The organism is Corynebacterium sp. c24Ua_83 (assembly GCF_039907245.1).
Classification (GTDB): Bacteria; Actinomycetota; Actinomycetes; order Mycobacteriales; family Mycobacteriaceae; genus Corynebacterium.
The window spans coordinates 250,142-271,699 of sequence record NZ_JASBOI010000001.1; the positions used below are offsets into that span (position 1 = coordinate 250,142).

General features: G+C 65.7%; 19 protein-coding genes. 16 read left to right on the top strand and 3 right to left on the bottom strand.

Annotated elements, in window-relative coordinates:
* Nucleotides 1-2: 2 nt before the first annotated feature.
* The 16 genes from QKE30_RS01160 (at nt 3) to secG (ending at nt 18,003) form a co-directional block, all read left to right on the top strand.
* Entirely contained in the window at nt 3-1,541 is a 1,539-nt protein-coding gene (locus tag QKE30_RS01160) for a transcription antitermination factor NusB (RefSeq protein WP_347933878.1), read from the top strand.
* 13 nt (nt 1,542-1,554) lie between these two features.
* Nucleotides 1,555-2,223, top strand: coding sequence for a ribulose-phosphate 3-epimerase (gene rpe / locus QKE30_RS01165; RefSeq protein WP_347933879.1), 669 nt, complete (start codon nt 1,555-1,557; stop codon nt 2,221-2,223).
* Between the two features lie 4 nt (nt 2,224-2,227).
* On the top strand, nt 2,228-3,292 hold the full coding sequence (gene ribD / locus QKE30_RS01170; protein WP_347933880.1) for a bifunctional diaminohydroxyphosphoribosylaminopyrimidine deaminase/5-amino-6-(5-phosphoribosylamino)uracil reductase RibD: 1,065 nt from the start codon (nt 2,228-2,230) through the stop codon (nt 3,290-3,292).
* A gap of 66 nt (nt 3,293-3,358) precedes the next feature.
* The gene (locus QKE30_RS01175; protein WP_347933881.1) at nt 3,359-3,991 is read left to right on the top strand and encodes a riboflavin synthase; all 633 of its coding nucleotides are present in this window, start codon (nt 3,359-3,361) and stop codon (nt 3,989-3,991) included.
* A gap of 18 nt (nt 3,992-4,009) precedes the next feature.
* Nucleotides 4,010-5,263 carry a bifunctional 3,4-dihydroxy-2-butanone-4-phosphate synthase/GTP cyclohydrolase II gene (locus QKE30_RS01180; protein WP_347933882.1) on the top strand — a complete coding sequence of 418 codons (1,254 nt, stop codon included), beginning with the start codon at nt 4,010-4,012 and terminating at the stop codon, nt 5,261-5,263.
* 87 nt (nt 5,264-5,350) lie between these two features.
* Nucleotides 5,351-5,779, top strand: a complete 429-nt coding sequence (ribH, locus tag QKE30_RS01185; RefSeq protein ID WP_239198650.1) for a 6,7-dimethyl-8-ribityllumazine synthase — start codon at nt 5,351-5,353, stop codon at nt 5,777-5,779.
* A 35-nt stretch (nt 5,780-5,814) separates the two neighbouring features.
* Nucleotides 5,815-6,270 carry a PH domain-containing protein gene (locus QKE30_RS01190; RefSeq protein ID WP_347933883.1) on the top strand — a complete coding sequence of 152 codons (456 nt, stop codon included), beginning with the start codon at nt 5,815-5,817 and terminating at the stop codon, nt 6,268-6,270.
* Nucleotides 6,263-8,335, top strand: coding sequence for an excinuclease ABC subunit UvrC (uvrC, locus tag QKE30_RS01195; RefSeq protein WP_347933884.1), 2,073 nt, complete (start codon nt 6,263-6,265; stop codon nt 8,333-8,335). The genes QKE30_RS01190 and uvrC overlap by 8 nt, the downstream gene beginning before the upstream one ends.
* A gap of 10 nt (nt 8,336-8,345) precedes the next feature.
* The gene (gene rapZ, locus QKE30_RS01200; protein ID WP_239198491.1) at nt 8,346-9,221 is read left to right on the top strand and encodes an RNase adapter RapZ; all 876 of its coding nucleotides are present in this window, start codon (nt 8,346-8,348) and stop codon (nt 9,219-9,221) included.
* Nucleotides 9,222-9,242: 21 nt separating this feature from the next.
* Nucleotides 9,243-10,250, top strand: a complete 1,008-nt coding sequence (gene yvcK / locus QKE30_RS01205; protein WP_239198488.1) for a uridine diphosphate-N-acetylglucosamine-binding protein YvcK — start codon at nt 9,243-9,245, stop codon at nt 10,248-10,250.
* Between the two features lie 90 nt (nt 10,251-10,340).
* A complete protein-coding gene (whiA, locus tag QKE30_RS01210) occupies nt 10,341-11,327 on the top strand; it encodes a DNA-binding protein WhiA (protein WP_239198485.1) in 987 nt (328 codons plus the stop codon).
* Nucleotides 11,328-11,487: 160 nt separating this feature from the next.
* Nucleotides 11,488-12,495, top strand: a complete 1,008-nt coding sequence (gene gap, locus QKE30_RS01215) for a type I glyceraldehyde-3-phosphate dehydrogenase (RefSeq protein ID WP_035010416.1) — start codon at nt 11,488-11,490, stop codon at nt 12,493-12,495.
* Nucleotides 12,496-12,670: 175 nt separating this feature from the next.
* Nucleotides 12,671-13,882 carry a phosphoglycerate kinase gene (locus tag QKE30_RS01220; protein WP_239198482.1) on the top strand — a complete coding sequence of 404 codons (1,212 nt, stop codon included), beginning with the start codon at nt 12,671-12,673 and terminating at the stop codon, nt 13,880-13,882.
* Between the two features lie 97 nt (nt 13,883-13,979).
* A complete protein-coding gene (tpiA, locus tag QKE30_RS01225; protein ID WP_239198479.1) occupies nt 13,980-14,765 on the top strand; it encodes a triose-phosphate isomerase in 786 nt (261 codons plus the stop codon).
* 78 nt (nt 14,766-14,843) lie between these two features.
* Entirely contained in the window at nt 14,844-17,624 is a 2,781-nt protein-coding gene (ppc, locus tag QKE30_RS01230) for a phosphoenolpyruvate carboxylase (protein WP_239198647.1), read from the top strand.
* 139 nt (nt 17,625-17,763) lie between these two features.
* Entirely contained in the window at nt 17,764-18,003 is a 240-nt protein-coding gene (gene secG, locus QKE30_RS01235; RefSeq protein ID WP_034987982.1) for a preprotein translocase subunit SecG, read from the top strand.
* 21 nt (nt 18,004-18,024) lie between these two features.
* On the opposite strand, the gene pgl is transcribed toward secG, so the two are convergent.
* From pgl to zwf, 3 genes are read right to left on the bottom strand one after another with little or no spacing between them, the layout of a single operon-like run.
* Nucleotides 18,025-18,858 (bottom strand): 6-phosphogluconolactonase, encoded by an 834-nt coding sequence (pgl, locus tag QKE30_RS01240; protein ID WP_239198477.1) that lies wholly within the window; start codon nt 18,856-18,858, stop codon nt 18,025-18,027.
* Nucleotides 18,855-19,931: a glucose-6-phosphate dehydrogenase assembly protein OpcA gene (locus tag QKE30_RS01245; RefSeq protein WP_239198474.1), complete on the bottom strand. Its 1,077-nt coding sequence runs from the start codon at nt 19,929-19,931 to the stop codon at nt 18,855-18,857. The genes pgl and QKE30_RS01245 overlap by 4 nt, the downstream gene beginning before the upstream one ends.
* A 60-nt stretch (nt 19,932-19,991) precedes the next feature.
* Entirely contained in the window at nt 19,992-21,554 is a 1,563-nt protein-coding gene (gene zwf, locus QKE30_RS01250; protein ID WP_239198471.1) for a glucose-6-phosphate dehydrogenase, read from the bottom strand.
* Between the last annotated feature and the right edge of the window lie 4 nt (nt 21,555-21,558).

Genomic DNA, 21,558 nt, shown 5'->3' on the forward strand with positions numbered 1-21,558 from the left:
CCATGGGAGGCTTCAGGTCTCGTTCCGAATCCGCCCGCAGCGGCGAGGGGCAGCGCAAGAAGGCGACGGGCTACCAGCAACGCCGCCCCGAGCACAGGCAGCGAAAGAGCAGGTCGCGGGGATCCGGAGACAAGGTGCGCGACGTGGTTTTCGGCGTGCTGCGCGATGTCACGGTCGACGGTGCTTTCGGCAACCTCGCACTGCCCAAGGCGCTGCGGGAGTCGGGTATCAAGGGGCGTGACGCCGCGTTTGCGACCGAGCTGACCTATGGCACGCTGCGGGCGCGGGGGTTGCTGGACGCGATCATCGAGGACGCCGCCGGGCGCAAGATCGAGAAGATCGATTCCGTGGCCCTGGACGCTCTGCGCCTGGGCGCGTACCAGATCCTGCGCACGCGGGTGGAGAACCACGCCGCGGTGAACACCTCGGTGGAGTTGGTGAAGGCCTTCAGAGCAGGCCAGGCCTCCGGGTTCGTCAACGGCGTGCTGCGGGCGCTGACGCGCAAGAAGCCGGAGACGTGGATCGAGCGCGTGGCACCCGGCGACAGCCTGGCCGACCTAGCCCTCCGTAACGCGCACCCCGAGTGGATCGCCGAGGTCTTCGCGGAAGCGCTGGGCGTGGACCCCGCGACTGATGCCGGCCGCGCCGAGCTCGAGCGCGCCCTGGCTGCCGACGACGCCCGCCCGATCGTGCACCTGGCCGCCCGCCCCGGGCAGATCAGCGGCGAGGAACTGGCGCTAATCACCGGCGGCACGGAGGGCAAGTTCTCGCCCTACGCGGTCTACCTGGACGAGGGCGCCCCAGGCGAAGTCGCCCCTGTGCGCGAGGGGATGGCCAGCGTGCAGGACGAAGGCTCCCAGCTGATCGGCTTGGCCACCACCCGCGTTCCCGTCGCCGACAATCTGCCCGCTCGCTGGCTGGACTTGTGCGCGGGCCCGGGCGGCAAGACCGCCTTCATCGCCTCAGTGGCCATGTCGGAGCAGGCCACCGTGGATGCAATTGAGATCGCAGATCACCGCGCCAAGCTGATTGAGCAGACGACTCGCGACCTGCCCGTGCGCGTGCACGTCGGCGACGGCCGGAAGCTGGAATCCATCGGCCTGTATGCCCCGGAGGGCGGATTCGCGCGCGTGCTTATCGACGCACCCTGCTCCGGCCTGGGGGCGCTGCGCCGCCGCCCGGAGGCTCGCTGGACCAAGGATCCGCAGGACGTCGCCCCGCTGGTCACGCTGCAACGAGAGCTGCTGGTCAGCGGCCTTGCGGCCACCGCCCCCGGCGGCGTGGTGATCTACTCCACCTGCTCGCCGCACCCCAAGGAAACCTCGGAGGTCGTCCGCTCCGTCGCGGCCCGCACGGGCGCGGAGATCCTGGACGTCACCGAGCTTCTACCCGAGCTGGCAGAGACGAACACCGCCCAGACCGCACCATTCGTGCAGCTCTGGCCGCACATCCACGGCACGGACGCGATGTTTTTCGCCGCCCTGCGCCCCGCCAACAACGGTACAAACACAAGCATTAGCACTAGTACTAGCCAAGAGTGAGGAAGCCCAACCCATGTCCGATTCCCGCACCCCGCTGATCGCCCCATCCATCCTCGCCGCCGACTTCGCCAATCTGGCCCAAGAGGTTGCCCGCGTGCCGAACGCCGACTGGTTGCACATCGACGTGATGGACAATCACTTCGTCCCGAACCTCTCCTTCGGCCTGCCCGTGGCCAAGTCCCTGCTGGCGCACACGGACAAGCACCTGGACGTGCACCTCATGATCGCGAACCCGGAGAAGTGGGCGGAGGACTACGCCGACGACTTCCAGTCCGTGACCTTCCACCTGGAGGCCGTCGCGGACGTCGATACCGCCATCGCTCTGGCCGATAAGCTGCGCGGTCACGGCACGATGGCGGGCATCTCCATCAAGCCCAACACCCCGGTGGAGCCGCTGCTGGACCACCTGGATCGCTTCGACCTCGTGCTCGTCATGAGCGTGGAGCCCGGCTTCGGCGGCCAGAAGTTCATGCCCGAGGTACTGGACAAGGTCCGCAAGCTGCGCAGCCGGATCGATGCCGACGGCCTGGATACCCTCATTGAGATCGACGGTGGCATTGGGGCTGAGACCGCCGCCGAGTCCGCCGCCGCGGGCGTGGACGTGTTCGTCGCCGGTTCCAGCGTGTTTGGCAAGCCGGACCCCGCCGCGGCGGTCGATGAGATCCGCGCCAGCGCCAAGTAGCTCTATGGATCTTTCTCTTTTTTCTGACGCCCACAGTCTCGGCTGGCAAGCGGCCCAGCTAGCCAGCCCGAACCCGCCGGTGGGCGCGGTGATCGAGGATTCCTCCGGGCAGGTGGTGGGCCGCGGGTTCACGCAGGCCCCCGGCGGGGCGCACGCGGAGGTCGGCGCCCTGCAGCAGGCAGGGGAGAAGTCGCGGGGTGGCCGGGCGATAGTCACCCTGGAGCCCTGCAACCACACTGGCCGCACTGGCCCGTGCGCAGAGGCCCTCATCCGTGCCGGCATACAGCGGGTGGACTTCCTTTTCGCGGACCCAAATCCAGCTGCTGAGGGTGGCGCCGCCACGCTCCGCGCCGCGGGCGTGGAGGTTCACGGCCCCTATTTGCCGCATCCGACGGCCAGCGATGAAGCAAAGCTGCCCGCGTGGTCGGAGATGTACAGCGTGGAGCCCTGGTTGATTTCCGAGGCCCAGCAGCGCCCGCACGTGTGCCTGAAAATGGCCTCCACGCTGGATGGCCGGGTGGCCGCAGTGGATGGAACCAGCCAGTGGATCACCGGCGAGCCAGCGCGCGTGGCGGTGCACGAGGATAGAACCCGCCGCGACGCGATCCTGGTGGGCACCAGAACCATTGCGGCGGATAACCCGCGGCTGACCGCCCGCGATGCTGACGGGCGGCCCTTCCCCGAGGAGCTACAGCCGCTGCGGGTCATCATGGGGACTAGCGACATTCCCGCAGAGGCGGCGGTGTTCGCCGCGCCCGGGCACGCCCTGCATCTGCCAACCCGCGACGTGCACGAAGTACTGGCGGAACTCTGGAAGCGCGAGGTGCGCACCCTGTTGGTGGAAGGCGGAGCTCAAGTAGCCGCAGCGTTTGTGAAAGCCGGCGTAGTGGACGAGGTTCAGTACTACGCGGCCCCGGCGGTATTGGGGGCGGGGGTGGCGTCACTAAGCGATGGCGAGAACCGCCTCGGCCAAACGATCGGGGACATCCGCCGCTTCGTCCCGCGTGAGCTGCAGGTTTTCGGCCAAGACCTGCGCTGGACGATGACCACGCCCGGGCGCACCCCCTGATACTGGGATCAACCCACAGTGGGATAATGTGTATGTAATCACATACACAAAATTTAAGGAGCGCGTATGTTCACCGGGATCATCGAGGAGGTCGGGCGGGTAGCCGCGATCGAAGAAGCCGGGGATTCTTTAAGGATGCGCTTCACCGCACCGGGTGTGCTGGTAGACGCTAAGCGCGGCGATTCCATCGCCATCAACGGCGTGTGCCTGACCGTGGCCGAGCTTGCGCCCGAGGAGTTCACCGCCGACGTGATGCAGGTGACGCTGGACTACAGCGCCTTAGGGCACGTTTCCGTCGGCGACCGGGTGAACGTGGAACGCGCCATGGCCAGCGGCCAGCGCTTCGGCGGGCACATCGTACAGGGCCATGTGGACGGCACAGCGACCCTGCGGGAGCGCCGCCCCTCGGAGCACTGGGAGGTGTTTCGCTTCCAGCTGGAGGATCCCCAACTGGCGCGCTACGTGGCCAAGAAGGGTTCCGTGGCGATCAACGGCACGTCGCTGACCGTGGCGGAGGTGGCCGAAGCAGGCGGGACTAGCCCGGCCGAGGCGTGGTTCGAAGTTTCCCTGATCCCGACCACCCTGGCGGACACGATGCTGGGGGATCTGAACCCGGGCGATACGGTGAATGTGGAATGCGACGTGCTGGCAAAGTACGTCGAGCGGCTGGCACAGCACGGCGCGCAGGATAATCAGTAAAAGGCATAGAGGGCATCAATGAGCACGAGCGAAACTAGCGAACCCCAAGACATCGAACTGGATTCCGTGGAGCGCGCCATCGCTGACATCGCGGCGGGCAAGGCCGTGGTGGTCGTCGACGACGAGGACCGGGAGAACGAGGGCGACCTCATCTTCGCCGCGGAGCTGGCCACCCCGGAGCTGATGGCCTTCATGGTGCGCCACAGCTCTGGCTATGTGTGCGTGGGCATGGATAGCGCCGACTGCGACCGCCTGGGGCTGCCGCCGATGGTGGCCCGCAACGAAGACGTCCGCGGCACCGCCTACACCGTGACTGTTGACGCCGCCGAGGGCGTGGATACCGGCATCAGCGCCACCGACCGCGCCCGCACCGTGCGCCTGCTGGCCGACCCTACGTCCACCGCCGCCACCTTTAACCGCCCCGGTCACGTGGTGCCGTTGCGCGCCAAGCGCGGGGGCGTGCTCGTGCGCCAAGGCCACACCGAGGCCGCGGTGGATCTGGCCCGCGCGGCGAACCTGGCGCCGGCCGGCGCGCTCTGCGAGATCGTCTCTGAGGAAGATCCCACGACCATGGCCCGCCTGCCGGAGCTGCGCCGCTTCGCCGACGCACACGACCTGGCCCTGATCAGCATCGAGCAGCTTCAGGACTGGCGCCGCCACCACACCCAGACTCTCGAGCGCGCCGTGGAAACCCGCCTGCCGACCGTCCACGGCAACTTCCGGGCCATCGGCTACGTCAACATCATCGACGGCACGGAACACGTGGCGCTGGTCAAGGGCGATGTGAGCGCAGCCAACGAGGAGCCAGTTCCGGTGCGCGTACACTCCGAGTGCCTGACCGGCGACGTCTTCGGTTCCCGCCGCTGCGACTGCGGCGACCAGCTTTCCGCCGCCCTGGACTACATCGAGGCCAAGGGCCGGGGAGTGGTCATCTACCTGCGCGGCCACGAAGGCCGGGGCATCGGCCTGCTGCCGAAGCTGCGCGCCTACGTGCTGCAGGACGAGGGTCTGGATACCGTCGACGCAAACCTGGAGCAGGGCCTTCCGGTGGACGCCCGCGAGTACAGCGCCGCCGCGCAGATCCTCAAGGACCTGCAGGTGCAGGCGGTCGCGCTGATCTCCAACAACCCGGACAAGATCCACGACCTGGCCAGCCACGGCGTGAACGTGACCAAGCGCATCCCGGTGGAGCTCAACGCCAACGAGGACAATGTGGTGTACCTGCGCACGAAACGCGACCGCATGGGCCACCAACTCGATACCCTGGACTAGAACCCACTAGAAGAAAGAAGGAGCCCGGTAACCGTGGCACATAACGGAGTCGCCGACGTCCAGCTCAAGGCCGGTTCTGCCTATGGCATGACCGTGGCCGTCATCAGCGCATCCTGGAACGCCGACATCACCGACCAGATGCACGAGCACTCGATCGCCGCCGCCAAGGAGGCCGGGGCGCAGGTCTCAGAGTGGCGGGTCGCCGGGGCACTGGAGCTGCCGGTTGCCGTCGCCGCGGCATGCAAGCGTTTTGACGCCGTAGTGGCGAACGGCTGCGTGATCCAGGGGGAGACCGAGCACTTCCGCGTGGTTTGCGATGCCGTCACCTACGGCCTGACGCGGGCGGGCATGGACTCGGGAACGCCCGTTGGCAACGGCGTGCTGACCGTCGACACCCATGAGCAGGCGGTGGACCGTGCGGGTGGCGTCGATGCGAAGGAGGACAAGGGGCGCGACGCAGCGGTCGCCGCTATCCACACCGCGCTGGTGCTACGCCAGATCGAGCGTGGCGTTTAGGGGCTACCACCCCGGACAGAGTAGGGTGGATTGCCGTGAGCGATAAGGAGAATTGGGAGCTTGAAGTATCCTCGCCCTTCTTGAAGAAGCTGGCGTGGATTCTGGTCGTGCTGATCATGACGGTGCACATCTTCATGGCCATCGTCGTGGCCGTGGGCGATACCGGCGTGACGGTGACGAAGGCCGACCAATGGGGGTTCATCGGCATCGGCCTGGTCTTCTCTTTCGTAGCGTTATCCCTGCTGCGCCCGCACGTCAAGGTGAACAGTGAGGGCGTGGAGGTGCGCAACATCGTGAACGGGCAGTTCTACCCGTGGGAGATCATCCACGGGCTGTCCTTCCCGCAGGAGGCCAAGTGGGCCCGCCTGGAACTGCCCGACTTTGAGTTCGTGCCGATGATGGCGCTGAACATCTACGACAAGCAGCTGATCGCCCAGCGTGTAGAGGACTTCCGCCAGCTGGAGGATCGCTACATGCCTTTCGATGACTAGCGTTTCCTACCGCCCCGAACCCGGCAGCATCCCCACCGACCCGGGGGTTTATACCTTTCGGGACGCCCACGAGCGCGTCATTTACGTCGGCAAGGCCAAGAACCTACGCGCCCGGCTGTCCAACTACTTCCAGGATCTCGACCAGCTGCACCCGCGCACCCGGGCGATGGTGCAGTCCGCTAGCCACGTGCAGTGGACGGTGGTTTCCAGCGAGCTGGAAGCGCTGAACCTGGAGTACACCTGGATCAAGCGCTTCAACCCCCGGTTCAACGTGATGTACCGGGACGACAAAACCTATCCCATGCTGGCGATCAGCGTGAAGGAGCAGATCCCGCGCGCATTCATGTACCGCGGGCCCCGGCGCAAGGGCGTGCGTTACTTCGGGCCGTACCCCAAGGCGTGGGCGATTCGGGAGACCCTCGAGTCGCTGACGCGCGTGTTTCCGATCAGAACGTGCTCGGCTGGGGTGTATAGGCGTCACGAAGCATTGGGAAGACCCTGCCTCCTGGGCTACATCGATCGCTGTAGTGCCCCGTGCGTGGGCAAGATCACCCCGGAAGACCACCGCGCGCTGGTGGATCAGTTCTCCAGCTTCCTGGCGGGCAACACCGAGCCCGTGCTGCGCAGGGTGCGTAAGGAAATGGAGCAGGCCAGCGAGAACCTGGACTTTGAACGCGCCGCATCCTTGCGCGACCAGCTACAGGCCATGCAGAAATCCATGGAGCGGCAGGCGGTGGTGTTCTCCGACAACACGGACGCCGACCTGATCGCCTTCGTGGCCGACGAACTGGAGGCCGCGGTGCAGATCTTCCACGTCCGCGGCGGCCGGATCCACGGCCAGCGTGGCTGGGTGGTCGAGCGCGAGGACTTGAGCGAGGAGAAACTGGTCGCGGACTTCATCACCCAGTTCTACGGCGAGACCGCGGAGCTGGCGAAGGCGACGGAGACCCAGGTGGGAGGTGCCTCCGGCCCGGAGGTGGACCGGGACCTTGCCCGCGCCATCAACCCGGCCGCCGCACAGGACCTGGGCGACCTGGTGGGTGACGTGCAGGTAACACCCGTGCCCCGCGAAATTCTGGTCCACGCGATGCCGGAAGATGCCGACGACCTGGCAGCGTGGCTGACAAGCCTGCGCGGCTCCAATGTGCAGATCCGCGTGCCTCAGCGCGGCGACAAGAAGGCGCTGATGACCACCGCGGAGACGAATGCCACGCAGGCGCTGGCGCAGCACAAGCTGAAGCGTGCGGGCGACATCACGGCTCGTTCGGCGGCGCTCAAGGAACTGCAGGAAGCACTGTGGATGGACGAATCCCCGCTGCGCATCGAGTGCACCGACATCTCCCACATCCAGGGCACCGACGTGGTGGCCAGCCTGGTGGTCTTCGAGGATGGCCTGCCGAAGAAGGCCGACTATCGCCGGTACAAGATCCGCGACGCAGCGGGTGACGGGCACTCCGACGACGTCGCCAGCATCGCAGAGGTCGTGCGCCGTCGATTCAAGCGCTATCAGCAGGACAAATCCGCGGTGCCCGCGGGCGACGATGCGGGCGATCTGCTGGAAGGTGAGACGGAGCTGGAAGACAGCGCCCCGGAAGGCACGGACCCAGCAGCCGAGAAGCGCAAGTTCGCCTACCCGCCGCAGCTTTTCATCGTGGACGGCGGCCTGCCGCAGGTAAACGCCGCCCAGGAGATGCTCGACGAGTTAGGCGTGAACGACGTCACCCTGGTGGGCATCGCCAAGCGCCTGGAGGAAATCTGGGTGCCGGGGGAGGAGTATCCGATCATCGTACCCCGCAACTCTCCCGCGCTATACCTGGTGCAGAACCTGCGCGACGAGGCGCACCGCTTCGCCATCACGTTCCACCGCCAGCAGCGCAGCGCCCGCATGCGCCGCAGCAAGCTGGACGATATTCCAGGGCTGGGACCGAAGCGCCGCAAGCAGCTGGTCAAGGAGTTCGGCTCCGTGGCGAGGGTCAAAGAAGCCAGCGTGGAGGACATTGCCGCGCTGCCGGGCTTTGGCCCCAAGTTGGCGCAACTCATTCACGATGCGCTGAATGCTGGGTAGGATCGGGGACATGAGCGCATCAACGCAGCAAGAGCCCAGTTTGATCCTTATTACGGGCATGTCTGGGGCGGGGCGTCGAGCCACTGCCGCAGCCCTGGAGGAGCTCGGGTGGTACGTCGCAGACAACCTCCCGCCCGAGCTCATTGTGCGCATGGTCGAGCTCAGTTTCTCTGAGGATTCGCCGATCGAGAAGCTGGCGATCGTCACCGACGTGCGCTCCCGCGACTTCGCCGGCAACCTGACCAGCGTGCTGCATGACCTGCACACCGGGGGCCGGCGCCCGACGGTGCTGTACCTGGATGCCACCGACGAGGCGCTGATCGCCCGCTTCGACGCCGTCCGCCGCACCCACCCGCTGCAGCAGAAGGGCACATTGCAGGACGGCATCGACCGCGAACGCGAGATGCTGACCAGCATCCGCGAGCGCGCCGACATCGTGCTGGACACTACCAACCGCAGCATCCACGATCTGCGCCGCGAGCTGGAGAAGTTCTTCGCCGCCGCCGACCACTCGAGCGTGCGCATCAACGTGCAAAGCTTCGGCTTCAAACACGGTCCGCCGAAGGACATCGACATGTTGCTGGACGCTCGTTTCTTGCCGAACCCTTATTGGGATCCGGAGCTGCGGCCCTTTAAAGGTATTGACGCCCCCGTCTCCGACTTCGTGCTATCTCAGCCGGGCGCGGAAGCGTTCCTCGACCACATCGTCGGGCTCATCCATTCGGTGCTGCCGGGATACCGCAAGGAGGGCAAGTTCTTCGTCTCCGTGGCCATCGGCTGCACGGGTGGCCACCACCGCAGCGTGGCAATTGTCGAAGAGCTGACCCGCCGCCTGGCCGACGACGGCGTGCTGGTGAACCTGTCCCACCGGGACCTGGAACGTTAGGAAAGGGGCCGGAGACAAACCATGAATACTTCCGAGAAACCCGGCAAGCCCATTGCGAACATCGCTTGCCTTGGCGGCGGGCACGGGCTGTTCAACACACTGCGTTCGGCGCGCACCATTGCCGACTACGTTTCCGCCATCGTGACGGTTGCCGACGACGGCGGCTCTTCGGGCCGCATTCGCCGCGAGCTGGGATCGCTCCCGCCGGGCGACCTGCGCATGGCGCTGGCGGCTTTGACCAAGGATAATGAGCGCGGGCGAATGTGGGAGGAAGTCCTCCAGCATCGCTTCGGAGGCTCCGGGGCGCTGAAGGGACACGCGCTCGGCAACTTCCTGATCACCGGCGTGGCGCAGGTGATGGGCAGCGAAATGGACGCACTCGACGAGATCGGGCGCCTGCTGGGCGTCGAGGGGCGGGTGATCCCCATGAGCAACGAGCCGCTGGACCTCGAGGCCGAGGTGCTGGGGCTGGAGGAGGATCCGCGCGAGGTCGTGGCCGTCCGCGGCCAGGTGGCGGTTGCCTCTACCCTCGGCGAGGTGCGCCGCGTGAAGCTGTACCCGGAAAACCCGCCAGCCTCGAAGGAGGCCGTGGAGGCGATCCTGACCGCCGATCTGGTTTCCATGGGACCGGGATCCTGGTTCTCGAGCGTTATCCCGCACATACTCGTGCCGGAGATCGTGGACGCGCTGAACCAGACAAAGGCCGTCAAGGCGCTGGTGCTGAACCTGGTCCCGGAACCGGGGGAGACCGCAGGCATGTCCTTGGAACACCACATCCACATGGTGCGGCAGCACTGCCCGAGCCTGCAGATTGACGTTGTCATCGTCGATCTGTCAACGATGCCAGTGGCCGCCACTCGGCGTCATATCGATAGAGCCGCAGCAGCACTCGGCGCCAAAGTCATCTACCGTGACGTGCGAGAGGACGACAACCGGGGGCGCTGGACCGACCGGCACAACCCGGCGAAGCTCGCCGCCGTGTTGCAGGAGGTATCCGGGGGCGTGCAGGACCTCCCGGAGCGGGAGTAGCTTTCCCGGCTATAATCAGATGCTTTGAGCACTGATTGCATACGACCAATCGGGACAATCGAAACCAAAGAGACCAAGGAAGGGAAGCCCGTGGCACTGACGGCTGATGTGAAGGCAGAGCTAAACCGAGTTCTGGTGACCCGCCACGACGTGATGACCGCCGAGGTCGCCAGCCTGCTGCGCTACACGGCCGCCCTGCACCTGGTGGGCAAGAAGATCGTGGTGGAATCCGAAGTCGACTCGGCAGAGACCGCCCGGCGCCTGACCGACATGGTTGAGCAGCTGTACAAGATCGAGCCGGAGCACCAGATCATCGGCGCCGGGAACCTACGCCGCCGCCCGCGCCACGTTCTGCGCTGGACTGAGGGCGGCATGGAGCTGGCCCGCCGCACCGAACTGATCGACCGCGTGGGCCGGCCTGTTCGCGGCCTGCCGCGCTTCATCATCGGCGGCACCTCGGAACAGTGCGTGGCGGCCTGGCGCGGCGCCTTCCTGGCCCACGGCTACATCACCGACCCTGGGCGCTCCTCGGCGCTGGAGGTACAGACGCCCTCCAACGAGGCGGCACTGGCGCTGGTGGGAACCGCCCGCCGCATCGACGTGACGGCCAAGACGAAGGAGGCCCGGGGAGTTAACCGCGTGGTCATCCGCGACGGCGATTCGATCGGGCGGCTGCTGATGCTCATGGGAGCCAAGGAGACCCGCGAGGTCTGGGAGAAGCAGCGCCGCACCCGCGAGAACCGGGCTAAGGCCAACCGGTTGGCCAACTTCGACGATGCCAACCTTCGCCGTAGTGCGCGTGCCGCCGTGGCCGCCGCGGCCCGCGTAGAGCGCGCCCTGGAGATCCTGGAGAACGACGTGCCCCAGCACCTGGCCCAGGCCGGCCAACTGCGCGTGGAGCACAAGGAGGCCTCGTTGGAGGAGCTCGGCCGACTGGCGGAGCCGCCGATGACGAAGGACGCGGTGGCGGGCCGCATCCGCCGCCTGCTGTCTATGGCGGACAAGCGCGCGGAGGAGCTGGGGCTGCCGGATACGCACTCCGCGGTGACCTCTGAACTGTTTAACGACGTGGACTAGTACCCCCGTCCCAAAGGGGGTTAGTAATCCCTGCGAAGCTGGTGGGGCGCAGGTACTCTCGGAGGTGTCGGCGTGAGGGTCGAGGGCTTGGTTTATTGAGCCGTGGGCCTTGGCGTCTAGATCGAAGTAAATGTAGACGCTCTGTTTAGGAGATCAACTTATGACTATCCGTGTTGGCATTAACGGCTTTGGCCGCATCGGCCGCAACTTCTTCCGCGCTATCCGTTCCCAGGGCGCTGACATCGAGGTCGTCGGCATCAACGACCTGACCGACAACAAGACCCTGTCTGTGCTGCTGAAGAACGACTCCGTGATGGGTCGCCTGGACGCAGAGATCGAGTACGACGACGAGTCCATCACCGTCGACGGCAAGCGCATCGCCGTTTCCGCTGAGCGCGAGCCGAAGAACCTGAAGTGGGGCGAGCTGGGCGCGGACATCGTCATCGAGTCCACCGGCTTCTTCACCGACGCTGAGGCTGCCAAGGCTCACATCGAGGCCGGCGCCAAGAAGGTCATCATCTCCGCCCCGGCGAAGAACGAGGACGCAACCTTCGTCGTCGGTGTTAACCACACCGATTACGACCCGGAGAACCACCACATCATCTCCAACGCATCCTGCACCACCAACTGCCTGGCTCCGCTGGCTAAGACCCTGGACGAGGAGTTCGGCATCGTCAAGGGCCTGATGACCACCGTCCACGCTTACACCGGCGACCAGCGCCTGCACGACGCTCCGCACAAGGATCTGCGCCGCGCCCGCGCCGCAGCCGTGAACCTGGTTCCGACCTCCACCGGTGCTGCAAAGGCCGTCTCCCTGGTTCTGCCGCAGCTGAAGGGCAAGCTGGACGGCTACGCAGTCCGCGTTCCGGTTATCACCGGCTCCCTGACCGACCTGACCTTCGAGGCTGAGAAGCCGGTCACCGTCGAGGCCGTGAACGCTGCGTTGAAGAAGGCCGCCGAGAACGAGCTGAAGGGCATCGCTAAGTACTCCGACGACGCTCCGCTGGTCTCCACCGACATCGTCGGCGACCCGCACTCCTCCGTCTTCGACTCCGGCCTGACCAAGGTCATCGACAACCAGGTCAAGGTTGTCTCCTGGTACGACAACGAGTGGGGCTACTCCTGCCGCCTGGTCGACCTGGCCACCTACGTCGGCGAGCGCCTCTAAGGCGCTTACCGGCTGAAAGTCCCCTTTAGGACGATTTAGGACAATGACGGGTTCGGCTCCGATCGCCGCACGTTAGCGCGTCGCGCCGATCGAGTCGACCCGTTTTCTCTTATTCATACAAACCCGCTTTAACCCCATAAGAATCAACCCCAGCAGAAAATTCAAGGAGCTTCCCATGGCCATCAAGACCGTTCAAGATCTGATCAACGAGGGCGTACAGGGCCGCCACGTCCTGGTCCGCGCTGACCTGAACGTCCCGCTGTCCGACGGCAACATCACCGACCCGGGTCGCATCGATGCCTCCGTGCCCACACTGAAGGCTCTGCTGGAAGCCGGCGCCCGCGTCGTCGTCTCCGCCCACCTGGGCCGCCCAAAGGGCGAGTTCAAGGAAGAGTTCTCCCTGGCCCCTGTCGCCGAGGCTCTGGCCGAGCGCCTGGACCAGTGGGTACCGCTGGCCACCGACGTCACGGGCGAGGATGCCCACGAGCGCGCCAACGGCCTGGACGACGGTGACATTCTGCTGCTGGAAAACGTCCGTTTCGATGCCCGTGAAACCTCGAAGGACGAGGCTGAGCGAACAGAGTTCGCCGCCGAGCTGGCAGCCCTGACCGGCGACAACGGCGCCTTCGTCTCCGACGGCTTCGGCGTGGTTCACCGCAAGCAGGCCTCCGTGTACGACGTGGCTAAGAAGCTGCCGCACTACGCCGGCGGCCTGGTGGAGGCCGAGCTGAACGTGCTGCGCAAGGTGTCGGAGAACCCGGAGAAGCCCTACGCCGTCGTGCTGGGTGGATCCAAGGTCTCTGACAAGCTGGGCGTCATCGAGGCTCTCGCCCCGCGCGTGGACAACCTCATCATCGGCGGCGGCATGTGCTTCACCTTCCTCGCTGCCAAGGACTACGAGGTCGGCGGCTCCCTGCTGCAGGAAGACATGATCGACACCTGCAAGGACCTGCTGGAGCGCTTCGGCGACGTCATCGCGCTGCCTACCGACGTTGTGGTCGCAGAGCGCTTCGACAAGGACGCTGACCACCGCACCGTCGACCTGAACTCCATCCCGGCGGGCTGGATGGGCCTGGACATCGGCCCGGAGTCCGTCAAGGCCTTCGCCGAGGTTCTCTCCAAGTCCAAGACCGTCTTCTGGAACGGCCCGATGGGCGTATTCGAGTTCCCTGCGTTCGCTGAGGGTACGCGCAGTGTTGCTCAGGCGATTATTGACGCCACCGCTGCGGGTGCTTTCTCGGTCGTCGGCGGCGGCGACTCGGCTGCAGCTGTGCGCACCCTGGGGCTGGACGAGGAGGGCTTCTCCCACATCTCCACCGGCGGCGGCGCCTCCCTGGAGTTCCTGGAGGGCAAGGAGCTGCCCGGCGTTTCCGTCCTGGAGAGCTAAAGCAGCCCCCGACGTTTGCAACAAGAACAAGCTGCGCCAAGCAGCAGCCATCTAGAAAGAACCAGATCTAGAAAGAACTAGAGAGGCATAGACTTTCATGACCGCACGCAAGCCCCTAATCGCCGGCAACTGGAAGATGAACCTGAACCACCTGGAGGCCATGCAGGTCGTCCAGAAGTTCGTCTTCGCACTGCCGAAGGAATACTACGAGTCCGTTGACGTGGCCTTCATCCCACCGTTCACCGACATCCGCTCCGTGCAGACCCTGGTCGACGGGGACAAGCTGGCCATCACCTACGGCGGCCAGGATGTTTCCCAGCACGCCTCCGGCGCCTACACCGGCGAGGTCTCCGGCGCGATGCTGCAGAAGCTCGGCTGCACCTGGGCCATCGTCGGCCACTCGGAGCGCCGCCAGTACCACAGGGAAACCGACGAGGTAGTGGCAGCCAAGGCCCGCGCCGCACTGGATAGCGAGCTGCAGCCAATCGTGTGCGTCGGCGAGCAGCTGGACATCCGTGAAAAGGGTGAGCACGTCGAGTTCGTCAAGGAGCAGACCAAGGCCTCCCTGGCCGGCCTGTCCGCGGAAGATTTGGCCAAGACGGTCATCGCCTACGAGCCGGTCTGGGCCATCGGCACCGGCAAGGTTGCCTCCGCCGAGGACGCGCAGGAAGTCTGCCACGCCATCCGCGCGCTCGTTGCAGAGCTGGCGGGCGAGGAGGTTGCCGCTGGTATCCGCATCCTCTACGGCGGTTCCGTGAAGACCGACTCCGTCGGAGAGCTGGTCAGCCAGCCTGACGTCGATGGCGGTCTGGTCGGCGGGGCGTCACTAGACGGCGAAGACTTTGCCCGTCTAGCTGCCGCAGCGGCTAAGGCAACCGCTTAAGAAGCGATAGAGATGAGCAAAGACACGATCCGCGGCACCGCAATTCCCGTCGCTCCCGAGGAGATTGCCCACCCCGAGATCAGCCCAACGGTGCGGGACGATACCCGCTACCTGGGGCGCATCTTGGGTGAGGTCATCCGCGAGCAGGAGGGCGACTACACCTTCAACCTGATCGAAAACACCCGCAGCGCGGCGTTCGACCTGCGCTACGGTGAGATGCCTATTGAGGAGCTCGCCGAGCAGTTCAACACGCTGCCGACAGAAAAGGCGCTGCCGGTTATCCGCGCGTTCTCGCACTTTGCGCTGATGGCTAACCTGGCAGAAGACCTGTACGTCGAGCGGGTGCGCGACCTCGAGGAGGACCGCGGCAACACCGCGCCGCGCTCCACGCTGGCCTACACCTGGCAGGAACTGCACAACCGCGAGGTGCCGGTGGAGAAGGTCGCCGAGACCATGGCGAACGCCCTGGTAGCGCCGGTACTGACGGCGCACCCGACGGAGACCCGCCGCCGGACCGTGTTCGACGTGCAGACCGACATAATCAAAATGATGCGTCGGCGCGCACGGGTGCTCAAGGAGCTGAAGCTCAACCCCGATTCGGTGCGTTCGGCACGCCAGCTGGCCGAGATCGAGCTGGTGATCCGCCGCAGGATGACGCTGCTGTGGCAGACTTCCCTGATCCGCAGCGTGCGTCCGCGCATCGAGGACGAGATCAAGGTGGGGCTGCGCTACTACGGCATCAGCCTGCTCAGCGAGATCCCGGCCATCAACCGCCGCGTGAACGAGCACATGAAGGAGCAATACGGCGACGTGGTGCCCCGTACCGCGGTCGCGCGCCCCGGCTCGTGGATCGGCGGTGACCACGACGGCAACCCGTACGTGACGGCGGAAACGGTGAGCATAGCCACGACCTTCGCCGCTCGCACTATCTTCGACCACTACCAGAAGACCATCTACGCGCTGGAGCACGAGCTCAGCTTGTCCTCCAAGTTCATTGACACGACCGAAGCGCTGGAGCAGCTGGCCGACCGTGGGCGCAACGACGTGCCTTCCCGCGTGGACGAGCCCTTCCGCCGCGCCCTCCACGGTATGCGTGGGCGGGTGGCTGCCACGGCCAAGCACACCCTGGGCGAGCCGGTGGTCTCCGGAGGCATCCACAAGGGCCACGAGCCCTATGCCAACCCGGCGGAGCTGCTGGCGGACATCGACACGGTGGATCAGGCCCTGCGCCATTCCATGGACGACCTGCTGGCCGATCACACCCTGGCGGATCTGCGGGAAGCCGTGGAGACCTTCGGCTTCAACCTGTACTCGCTGGACCTGCGCCAGAACTCCGAGAGCTTCGAGAACGTGCTGACGGAAGTCTTCGCCCGCGCAGGCGTGGCGGAGAACTACGCCGAGTTGGACGAGGACGCGAAGGTGGAGTTGCTGCTGACCGAGCTGGCCAGCCCGCGGCCCCTATCCGATCCGGAGGCCGAATGGTCGGAGGAGACGGCCCGCGAGCTGGGCATCTTCCGCGCCGCGGCGCAGGCTGCCAAGAAGTTCGGCGTGGAGGTGGTGCCACATTGCATTATCTCGATGGCCTCGTCCGTCTCCGACGTGATCGAGCCGATGATCCTGCTGAAGGAAGTCGGTCTGATCCAGGCGAACGGCGAGAACCCGCAGGGGTCCGTGGACATCATCCCGTTGTTTGAGACGATCGATGACCTCTCCGGTGGTGCGGACATCATGCGCCAGCTCTGGCAGTTGCCGCTGTACCGCAACTACGTAGCGGGGCGCGGCGATATCCAGGAGATCATGCTCGGCTACTCCGATTCCAACAAGGACGGGGGCTACTTCGCCGCCAACTGGGCGCTGTACGACGCGGAGTTGGCGCTGGTCGAGGCCTCCCGCGAGGCCGGGCTGTTTCTGCGCCTGTTCCACGGGCGTGGTGGCACCGTCGGACGCGGCGGCGGCCCTTCCTACGACGCAATCCTGGCGCAGCCGAAGGGCGCGGTGCAGGGTGCGGTGCGCATCACCGAGCAGGGCGAGATCATCTCCGCCAAGTACGGCGACCCCGCCAACGCCTCCCGCAACCTGGAGGCCCTAGTGGCCGCCACCCTGGAGGCCAGCCTGCTGCCCGTCGACGATCTCAACGATCCGGACGTCGCCTTCGAAACCATGCGGCAGATCGCGGAGGAATCGAGGAAGGCCTACTCCGCACTCATGCACGAGGATCCGGGCTTCATCGAGTACTTCACCACCTCTACGCCGCTGGCGGAGATCGGCAGCCTGAACATCGGCTCCCGCCCCTCCTCGCGCAAGCAGACCACCGCGGTCTCGGATCTGCGCGCCATCCCGTGGGTGCTCAGCTGGTCGCAGTCGCGCGTGATGCTGCCCGGTTGGTTCGGCGTGGGCAGTGCCCTGAAGCGGTGGATCGAGGATGGTTCTTCTGTTTCTGGTGACGCCACCTCGCGCCTCAACTACCTGCGGGAGCTCCACAGGCGCTGGCCTTTCTTTGACTCGGTGCTTTCTAATATGGCCCAGGTGATGTCGAAGGCGGACCTTTCCATCGCGCAGCTGTACTCCGAGCTGGTGGGCGATAGGGAAGCGGCGGAGCGAATCTTCGGCGTGATCGTCGAGGAGTACAAGCTGACTGTGGATATGTTCCTGCAGATCACCGAGCGGGAAACCCTGCTGGCGGACAACCCAGAGCTGGTCAGCTCCGTGCGCAACCGATTCCCGTACCTGGTGCCGCTGAACCTGCTGCAGGTGGAGCTGCTGCGCCGCTTCCGCGCCGGCGACGATTCCGATAGCGTGCGCTCCGGCATCCAGCTAACGATGAACGGTCTGGCCACCGCGCTGCGCAACTCGGGTTAGGTAACTCGAGATAGCAAGGGAGCTAGTACGCCGCACCCCGCGTGGCAGGTTGTCACGCGGGGGCTACAGCGGGTAAATTCGTGGTGTTAATTGAAAGTTTTAGTTAGTCGATTTCAAAAGAAGAGTTGAGGGTAGGGCATTGATCCTAACGCTGCAGATCATCCTGGTTATCACCAGCTTGCTGATGGGCCTTTCCGTGTTGCTGCACAAGGGTAAGGGCGGCGGCCTGTCCAGCCTGTTCGGTGGCGGCATGCAGTCCAACCTGTCCGGTTCCACCGTGGCGGAGAAGAACCTGGATCGCCTGACCGTGGGTACCGCAGTGATCTGGCTGCTGGCCCTGATCGGCCTGAACCTGGTTCTGCACTACGGCCTGGCCTAGCAGCCAGACCGCTTAAACAACTTAAAGCAGCGGGTTGGCGGCCTCGTCAACCCACAGCAGCGTCGCCTCCGTTCCGGAGGCCAATGCTGCGGGCCACTCGGCGCCATTGCCGCCGTTAAACACCTGGCCCGCAGCTTCTTTCTTTTCCTCGCCGCTGACCAGCAACCACACCTGCCGGGAGCGATTAACCGCCTGCATGGTCAGGCTGATGCGCTCCGCCGGGGGCTTCGGGCACTCGCGCACCGCGACCACCGAACCCTCGGCGTGCAGTAGCGCGTCGGTGTGCGGGAACAGCGAGTTGATGTGCCCCTCCGGCCCCATCCCCAGCAGGTGAATGTCGAAGCCCTCGGGGGCCACCTGATCCACCGTCTTGCCGTAGAACTCGGCGGCGGAATCCAGCGCCGGGCCGTCGGCCTCCTCGCCGGCGGCCAGGGCTGGGACACGGAACACGTTCAGCGAGGGGATGTTCACATGGCGCAGCAGTGCATCGAAGGCCTGCTTGTCGTTTCGCTCCGGGTCGCCGGCGGCCAGGAAGCGCTCGTCGCCGAAGAAAACATATACCTGGGACCAGTCGATCGCGGTGACGGGGAAGTCCTCCGCCGTCTGCTGCGCTGCGTGATCCAGGGCGGCGATCTCCGCCAGGGTGTCGATGCCCGCCCCGCCGCCGGTCAGCACCACGCGGACCATGCCGTCGCCCGTCACGGTATCCCCGGTGCGCTGCAATTCCGCCACGGTGTTGATGAACTCGCGGGCCGCGGCGGTTGCGAGATCCTGCTTGTTGTCGCGGGGGCGCAGCTCCACCCCCGTCTTGTCGCTGACAACTGCGGTGCGGCGGCTATTCTGCGTGGGCTTCATCGTAGAGACTCCTGACCATCGAAGGTGTTATAGGTTTCGCGGGCATCGCGGGAGGTCCAGCGGTCCAGCTTGTCCTCCTGCGGCCCGGGGGTTTGCGCGCCACGATACTGGGAAGTGCGGGGACCGCGGTCCGGGCGGTTCACGCGCACCAGGCCGCGGAGGGCATGCCCGAAGGCGTAGTCCGGATCCAGGTGGCGCAGCTCCTCGGCCAGGCAATCGGCCAGTGCACGCCTGCCGAGGGTGACCATGGACTTCTGGTCGCCGACGGTCAGCGATACCGTGTTGGCGTCAATAGCCTCAACCTCAATGGCCCCCACCTGGCGGTGCAGCACCGCCTTTTCGATAGAGATCAGGCGATTGCCCTCCGCGTCCTCGCCATAGCGCCCATCGACCGTAACGTGCCTGGTCAACGGCACATCCAGGCGCTCGGCCAGCCAGCCGGCGGCGATGTCCACGGACGGGTCGTGCTTCGGCCCCCACACCTCGGCGGACACGATCGGGTGGTGCGGCGGCTGGTCCAGCGCGGAGGCCAGGAGCCCACGCCACAGGGTGATGCGGCTCCACACCATGTCCGAATCCCCGCGGGTGTAAGTCATGCGACGGCGGTAGAGGGCATCTTCATCCTCGTCCGTCAACGAGTCGGTTATGCGGCGGGTCGCCAGCGCACCGATGGGGTCGGCCGCCGGGTTGCGTGGCCCAGTGCCAGGCCACCAGGCCACGATAGGAGTGTCGGGCAGCAGCAGGGGAGTCACGACGGAGGCGCGGTTGGCGGACAGCTCGCCGTGCAGGTGCATGATGATGATCTCGGAGGCGCCCGCATCGCCGCCAATGCGCAGCTGCGCGTCCAGCAGAGACTCCTCGCTGCGGTGCGTGACCAGCACGATCACGCGGGCGGGGTGCTCGCGGGAAGCGTCGTGGGTGGAGCTGATGATGCGGTCGAGATCGTCGTCCTCACTGGTGACGACGATGAGAGTAAGCACGCGCCCGCTCGTGACGTCGCCGCGTTCCTCACGCAGCGCGCGGATGCGCCGCTCGATGTCTTTGGTCTTGGTGTTCGGAAGGTCGATGATCATGGGCGTTTAGTGAGCGCTCCTCGCGCGGTCGGAGGGGTAGGTGGGGGAACGAAAAAGGTTCTAAGGGCGACGCCACTGCCGCCCGGACCGGGACAGGATCTCTTCGGCGCCCTTCGGCCCCCACGTGCCGGCGGGGTAGTCTTCCGGGCGCCCGTGAAGGGCCCAGTGGTCCAGGATCGGATCCAGGATCTTCCAGGAGAGCTCCACTTCCTCGTTAGTGGGGAACAGGCTCGCCTCGTCCAGCAGGGCATCCAGGATCAGGCGCTCGTAGGCCTCGGGGGATTCCTCGGTGAAGGACTCGGAGTAGCTGAAGTCCATGTTCACGTCGCGGACTTCCATGGCCGAGCCCGGCACCTTGGAGCCGAAGCGCACCAGCACGCCCTCCTCGGGCTGCACACGAATGACCAGCATGTTGTTGCCCTGGGCGGTAGTCTGGCCCGGGCCGAACGGCAGGTGCGGAGCCTCCTTGAACACGATGGCGATCTCCGTCACGCGGCGCCCCAACCGCTTGCCGGTACGCAGGTAGAACGGCACCCCGGCCCAGCGACGGGAGGAGATCTCGAAGGTCGCGGCAGCGTAGGTCTCCGTGGTGGACTCCGGGTCGAAGTCGTCCTCTTGGCGCAGCCCTTTCACCGGGATCGAGCCCTGCCAGCCAGAGGTGTACTGCCCGCGGGCCGTGGTTTGTGCGAAAGGCCCCACCGGGGTGGTTGCGCGCAGCACCTTCACCTTCTCCGCCTGCAGCTCCTCCGGGTTGAACGTCACCGGCTCCTCCATGGCGATCAGCGCCAGCAGCTGCAGCAGGTGGTTCTGAATCACGTCGCGGGCCGCGCCGATGCCGTCGTAGTACCCAGCGCGTCCGCCCAGGCCAATGTCCTCGGCCATGGTGATCTGCACGTGGTCCACGTAGTGCGCGTTGAACATCGGATCGAACAGCTGGTTGGCGAAGCGCAGCGCCAGGATGTTCTGCACCGTCTCCTTGCCCAGGTAGTGGTCGATGCGGAACACGCTGGATTCCGGGAACACGCTGTTCACGATCTCATTGAGTTCGTGGGCCGACTGCTCATCGTGGCCGAAGGGCTTCTCAATGACCACGCGGCGCCAGCCGTTGTGCAGCTCGCCCAGCTCCGGATCCGGCTTGGCCAGCCCCGAGCGCTCGAGTTGGTGGCATACGCTGGGGAAGTGGTCCGGCGGGACGGACAGGTAATAAGCCCAGTTGCCGGCGGTGCCGCGTTCGTTGTCGATCTCCCGGGTTTTCTCCGCGAGGGCGTCAAAAGCAGAATCGGTGGTGAAGTCGCCGGTGACGAAGAAGATGCCCTCGGCGAGGCGATCCCACACGTTCTGGCGCCACGGGGTGCGCGCGCGATCCTTGACGCACTCCAGAACCTGCTCCTCGAACTGCTCCTTCGACCAGTCCCGGCGGCCGTAGCCGATCAGGCTGAAGCCGGGTGGCAGCAGGCCGCGGTTCGCCAGGTCGTAGACGGCGGGCAGCAGCTTCTTGCGCGCCAGGTCGCCGGTTACGCCGAAGATCACCAGGCCGCAGGGGCCGGCGATGCGCGGCAGGCGCTTATCCAATTCGTCGCGTAACGGGTTGCGCCATTCCTCGGCGGAAAAGGGAAGTTGCACTTGT

Bases quoted from the DNA above. Each gene is read 5' to 3' on its own strand.
- tpiA (WP_239198479.1), top strand. From the start codon at position 13,980: ATGACCGCACGCAAGCCCCTAATCGCCGGCAACTGGAAGATGAACCTG.
- ribH (WP_239198650.1), top strand. From the start codon at position 5,351: ATGACCGTGGCCGTCATCAGCGCATCCTGGAACGCCGACATCACCGAC.
- uvrC (WP_347933884.1), top strand. From the start codon at position 6,263: ATGACTAGCGTTTCCTACCGCCCCGAACCCGGCAGCATCCCCACCGAC.
- rapZ (WP_239198491.1), top strand. From the start codon at position 8,346: ATGAGCGCATCAACGCAGCAAGAGCCCAGTTTGATCCTTATTACGGGC.
- QKE30_RS01175 (WP_347933881.1), top strand. From the start codon at position 3,359: ATGTTCACCGGGATCATCGAGGAGGTCGGGCGGGTAGCCGCGATCGAA.
- gap (WP_035010416.1), top strand. From the start codon at position 11,488: ATGACTATCCGTGTTGGCATTAACGGCTTTGGCCGCATCGGCCGCAAC.
- QKE30_RS01180 (WP_347933882.1), top strand. From the start codon at position 4,010: ATGAGCACGAGCGAAACTAGCGAACCCCAAGACATCGAACTGGATTCC.
- ribD (WP_347933880.1), top strand. From the start codon at position 2,228: ATGGATCTTTCTCTTTTTTCTGACGCCCACAGTCTCGGCTGGCAAGCG.
- QKE30_RS01220 (WP_239198482.1), top strand. From the start codon at position 12,671: ATGGCCATCAAGACCGTTCAAGATCTGATCAACGAGGGCGTACAGGGC.
- yvcK (WP_239198488.1), top strand. From the start codon at position 9,243: ATGAATACTTCCGAGAAACCCGGCAAGCCCATTGCGAACATCGCTTGC.
- rpe (WP_347933879.1), top strand. From the start codon at position 1,555: ATGTCCGATTCCCGCACCCCGCTGATCGCCCCATCCATCCTCGCCGCC.
- QKE30_RS01245 (WP_239198474.1), bottom strand. From the start codon at position 19,931: ATGATCATCGACCTTCCGAACACCAAGACCAAAGACATCGAGCGGCGC.
- pgl (WP_239198477.1), bottom strand. From the start codon at position 18,858: ATGAAGCCCACGCAGAATAGCCGCCGCACCGCAGTTGTCAGCGACAAG.
- QKE30_RS01160 (WP_347933878.1), top strand. From the start codon at position 3: ATGGGAGGCTTCAGGTCTCGTTCCGAATCCGCCCGCAGCGGCGAGGGG.